Source organism: Haliea sp. (assembly GCF_040222615.1).
Classification (GTDB): domain Bacteria; phylum Pseudomonadota; class Gammaproteobacteria; order Pseudomonadales; family Halieaceae; genus Haliea.
In genome coordinates this window covers 1-3,302 of the sequence record NZ_JAVKCQ010000207.1, presented here as the reverse complement: position 1 = coordinate 3,302, position 3,302 = coordinate 1, and the positions used below count along the sequence as shown (strand labels likewise).

Annotated in this window: 3 protein-coding genes; all 3 read right to left on the bottom strand. The window is 66.2% G+C overall.

What is annotated here, in order from left to right; genetic code table 11:
- Positions 1 to 8: 8 nt before the first annotated feature.
- Genes alaS through RJQ10_RS16315 form a run of 3 tightly spaced genes read right to left on the bottom strand, consistent with a single transcriptional unit; the run spans position 9 to position 3,157 of the window.
- Positions 9 to 2,618 (bottom strand): alanine--tRNA ligase, encoded by a 2,610-nt coding sequence (gene alaS / locus RJQ10_RS16325; protein ID WP_350148443.1) that lies wholly within the window; start codon positions 2,616 to 2,618, stop codon positions 9 to 11.
- On the bottom strand, positions 2,615 to 2,968 hold the full coding sequence (locus RJQ10_RS16320; RefSeq protein WP_350148442.1) for a histidine triad nucleotide-binding protein: 354 nt from the start codon (positions 2,966 to 2,968) through the stop codon (positions 2,615 to 2,617). The genes alaS and RJQ10_RS16320 overlap by 4 nt, the downstream gene beginning before the upstream one ends.
- Positions 2,969 to 2,971: 3 nt before the next feature.
- The gene (locus RJQ10_RS16315) at positions 2,972 to 3,157 is read right to left on the bottom strand and encodes a Trm112 family protein (protein WP_350148441.1); all 186 of its coding nucleotides are present in this window, start codon (positions 3,155 to 3,157) and stop codon (positions 2,972 to 2,974) included.
- Positions 3,158 to 3,302: the final 145 nt, after the last annotated feature.

The following is a 3,302-nucleotide window of genomic DNA, read 5'->3' as shown; positions in this document are numbered from 1 at the left end:
GGCTCATCTCAGGCGTTCTGGCCCAGCGCTCCGGCTACCCAGCCCGGGACATCCTGCAAGGCAGCCGTGAGCCCGGCGACATCGCTGCCGCCACCCTGGGCCATGTCGGGACGTCCGCCACCCTTGCCGCCAAGGCGACCGGCGAATTCGCGCATCAGGTCGCCGGCCTTGACCCGGTCGATCAGGTCCTTGCTGACCCCGGCTACCAGGGCCACCTTGTCGCCGTCCACCGCGGCCAGCAGGATCACGCTGCGGCCCAGCTTGTTCCGGCACTGGTCCAGGGTGTCGCGCAGGGATTTGGCGTCGGCGCCGTCGACGCTGGCGGCGAGAACCTTCACCCCCGCAAGTTCGACCGCGCTGGCGGTCAGGTCGCCGCCGGCAGACGTCGCCAGCTTCTGTTTCAGCCGCGCGATCTCTTTCTCCAGTTCGCGATTCTCCGTGCGCAGGGCTCCGACCCGGGCGGCCGCGGTATCGCGGCCGGCCTTGACCACGTCGCAGACCGCATCCAGCTGGGCCTCGGTGCGGGCAATCGCCTCCAGGGCACCGGCACCGGTCACCGCCTCGATACGGCGCACACCGGAGGCAATGCCGGATTCGGACACGATGCGGAACAGGCCGATGTCACCGGTCCGGTCGACGTGGGTGCCGCCGCAGAGTTCCACGGAATAATCATCCTCGCCCATGCTGAGCACGCGCACCTGCTCGCCGTACTTTTCCCCGAACAGGGCCATGGCGCCGGCGGCGATGGCCTCGTCCATGGCCATCAGGCGCGTGGTCACCGCGGTATTGGCGCGGATCTGCTCGTTGACCTGGCGCTCGATCTCCGCCAGTTCAGCCGGCGTCACCGCCTCGAAGTGGGAGAAGTCAAAGCGCAGCCGCCCGGAATCCACCAGCGAGCCTTTCTGGGTCACATGGTCGCCGAGAATGCGGCGCAGGGCCGCGTGCATCAGGTGAGTGGCGGAGTGATTGAGGCGGGTGCGCTGGCGCACGCTGCGGTCCACCGCAGCCTGCAGGCGGTCGCCCGTGCGCACTGTGCCCTCCAGCACCTTGACGTGGTGCAGGTGCTGGCTCTGGGCCTTGCTGGTATCCCCGACTTCCAGGCGCAGGCCGGGGGCCTGCAGGTAACCGCTGTCACCCGCCTGGCCGCCGGACTCGGCGTAGAACGGGGTGCGGTCCAGCACCACCACGCCCTGCTGGTCCGCCGACAGCGACTCGACTTCGACACCATCGCAGAGCAGTGCGGTGACAGTGCCCTCCCCCTCCAGGCTGTCGTAGCCGGTAAATTCAGTGTTGCCCTCGAGAGTGAGAACGGCGTTGTAATCCACCCGGAAGCTGCCGCTCTCCTGGGAACGGCTGCGCTGGGCCGCCATGGCCGCCTCGTAGCCCGCCATGTCCAGGCTCAGGCCGCGCTCGCGGGCGATGTCATTGGTCAAATCGACCGGAAAGCCGTAGGTGTCGTAGAGCTTGAACACCACCGCGCCGGGAATCTCCCCGCCGTCGATACCCGCCAGCGCGTCCTGCAGGATTTGCAGCCCGTTGTCCAGAGTCTTGGCGAACTGCTCTTCCTCGGCCAGCAGCGCCTTCTCCACCTGGGGCTGCAACTTCACCAGCTCGGGGTAGGCCTCGCCCATTTCCGCCGCCAGGGTTGCCACCAGCCGGTGGAAGAAGGCTTCGGTCGCGCCCAGCTTGTTGCCGTGGCGGATGGCGCGGCGGATGATCCGGCGCAGCACATAGCCGCGGCCCTCGTTGCCCGGCAGGACGCCGTCGACGATCAGGAAGGCGCAGGAGCGGATGTGGTCCGCGATCACCCGCAGGGAATTGTGCGCCAGGTCGTCCACCTTGAGCAGCTGCGCTGCCGCCCGGATCAGGGCCTGGAACAGGTCGATCTCGTAGTTGCTGTGCACGCCCTGCATGACCGCGGCGATACGCTCCAGCCCCATGCCGGTATCGACCGAGGGCTTGGGCAGGGGATGCAGTTCGCCGCTGGCGTCGCGGTTGAACTGCATGAACACCAGGTTCCAGATCTCGATGTAACGGTCGAGATCGTCGCCCTCGCTGCCGGGGGGGCCGCCGGCCACATCGGGGCCGTGGTCGTAGAAGATTTCCGAGCACGGGCCACAGGGCCCGGTGTCCCCCATCTGCCAGAAGTTGTCTTCGTCGAGGCGGGAAAAGCGCTCGGCGCTGACGCCCATCTCCTTGAGCCAGATATCCGCGGCCTCATCGTCGGAGACGTGCACCGTGACCCACAGGCGCTCCGCGGGCAGGCCCAGGGTCTCGGTGAGGAAACTCCAGGCAAACTGGATGGCCTCGCGCTTGAAGTAATCGCCGAAGCTGAAATTGCCCAGCATTTCAAAAAACGTGTGGTGGCGCGCGGTGTAGCCGACGTTTTCCAGGTCGTTGTGCTTGCCGCCGGCGCGCACGCAGCGCTGGCTGCTGGCCGCGCGCACATAGGGGCGCGGGTCAGTACCGAGGAATGTATCCTTGAACTGGACCATGCCCGCGTTGGTGAACAGCAGGGTGGGGTCGTTGCCCGGCACCAGGGAACTGCTGGGCACCCGGGTATGATCCTGGCCTTCGAAATAGGCCAGGAAAGCTTCGCGTATGTCACCTGTTTTCATTTGAACCCTGCCATCTGTCCTTCAGCAAAACCGCGGCCCGCGAGGATGTGCAGGTGCAGGTGGAAAACGGTCTGGCCAGCGCCGGCACCGTTGTTGACGATGAGGCGGAAAGCGTCCGCCACCCCCAGCTGTGCGGCCACTTTGCCCGCCGCCAGCATGAGGTGCCCGAGCAGCGCCTGGTCGTCCGCTCCGGCATCCACCAGCCGCGGGATGCCGCGCTTTGGAATCACCAGCACGTGTACCGGCGCCTGGGGATTGATGTCGTTGATAGCAACGCAGTGCTCGTCCTCGTAGAGGAAATCGGCGGGAATCTCACCGCTGACGATCTTGCCGAATATGGTGTCGGTCATGTGTTACCCCAATTTCTCGTCTGCGGTGAGCTGGCGCGCCTCACTCTCCAGCATTACCGGAATGCCATCGCGCACGGGATAGGCGAGCCCGCTGGCCTTGCAGACCAGCTCTTGCTTGTCCTTGTCGTACTCCAGCGGCGCCTTGGTCACCGGGCACACCAGGATACTCAGCAGTTTGTCGTCGATCATGGCAGATCCTGCGGGTTTTGAAGGGGCTGCATTATACGGATTTTTGCCGGCCGGAACATGCCGCCCTCAGGAGCCTGCGGCCGCCGCCGCTGGCGCCATCGGCGGCACCACGAACAGGGGATCGATGCGCTCAATTCGCCACGCC